Genomic DNA, 1,414 nt, shown 5'->3' with positions numbered 1-1,414 from the left:
ATCGTATAACAAATTGTTCAAGAGTGATTCGGCACGCGTGGCATTTTTACTATGCGTTGGTTTTAGTGATTAAGGTGGTATGCGGCAGCTTCGGTATTGCGTGCCTCACACCTTAACAAGGCGTTAGCATACTTTGATAGGAGTTCAGATGACTACGATAGTCGAACAAATTGTTAATCGTGAAATTGACTCGGTCATCGTGTATGAATCTGACCAAGTTATAGCTTTTGCAGATCATGACCCAATCAACTTTGGACATATTTTAATCTGTCCTAAGACTCAATATCGTACTTTCATCGACCTGCCTGAGTCTGTGTTTTTAGAGATCACCGACGTTGCAAGAGATTTATATAAACGTATAGAAGCTAAGTTCAATCCCGATGGTATCGGCTTTATGCAAAACAATGGAGAGGCACCTCATTTCAACGAGCTCGATCACTACCATTTGCATATTTTCCCTAGGTTCCATGGCGACCAGTACGGTTGGGTTAGTAGTGAACTTGGAATTCAAACTATGGATAAACTAAGAGAATCACTTAAAGAACTATGAGCATTGAAAAATATGCTAACAAATTGTTCAAGAGTGATTCGGCACGCGTGGCATTTTGACTATGCGTTGGTTTTAGTGGTTAAGGTGGTATGCAGAAGCTTCGGTATTGCGTGCCTCACACCTTAACAAGGCGTTATGGCGCAGGGCAAAATTCAGCTAAGGGAACTAGATGAGTGATAAAGTTAAAGTAGCCTTGCAGTGGCTCAAAGAAATCTTGGATGCAGAGGATGTGGAGTATCAAATAGTCGGTGGGTTAGCGGCAACCATTCATGGTGGTAGTCGGGAAATCGCAGATATAGATCTTTATATTCATAACTCTGACGCAGACAAGGTGTTATCGCATGTAGCAAAATACATATCAAAGCCGTTAGCTCATTATGCCGAATATGGTTGGGATTTAGAGTATTTCCAGTTGGTTTACCAAAGTCAAAAAATTGAAATCGGTTTGTCTCAACATACGAAGATACAATCACGTCAAGATGGCTCTTGGCATCAGCTTGAAATCTACTTTTCAGAATCAGTTATTAAAGAATATCAAGGTATCGAGTTGCCAGTCATCCCAGTTCATCGTTTAGTCGAGTACAAGCGAATATTGGGTAGGGAAGTAGACCAAATTGATATACAAGAGCTAACTTTGAGTTCAGCGCCATAACAAAGCATTTAAGAGTGATTCCCAACGCTTGGCATTATCAGTTCAAGGTTAGGTTTTGTGGCTACGGTGCAATGGGTTAGGTTTAGTGGTAGCGTTGCTCACACCTTAATGCGGCGTTAGGCTTTCCCCATATAAAAATTATGGATTTGCCAACAACTTCAATTATTTGAGTATCGAATTCTTGTAATGTGTCTAGTGGCATATTGCCGTTC

The 1,414-nt window shown here is 40.7% G+C and carries 2 protein-coding genes; both read left to right on the top strand.

Annotation, left to right across the window (positions count from 1 at the left end):
- Positions 1–148: 148 nt before the first annotated feature.
- Positions 149–550 (top strand): HIT family protein, encoded by a 402-nt coding sequence (locus tag L3V37_RS24015; protein WP_017636213.1) that lies wholly within the window; start codon positions 149–151, stop codon positions 548–550.
- 169 nt (positions 551–719) lie between these two features.
- Positions 720–1,202: a MazG-related protein gene (locus L3V37_RS24005; protein WP_042769992.1), complete on the top strand. Its 483-nt coding sequence runs from the start codon at positions 720–722 to the stop codon at positions 1,200–1,202.
- The last annotated feature ends 212 nt before the right edge of the window (positions 1,203–1,414 follow it).

This window comes from Vibrio sp. D54 (genome assembly GCF_021728075.1).
Lineage (GTDB): Bacteria > Pseudomonadota > Gammaproteobacteria > Enterobacterales > Vibrionaceae > Vibrio > Vibrio alginolyticus.
Note: the sequence above shows the minus strand (reverse complement) of the source record. Positions and strands in the feature narration are given on the sequence as shown.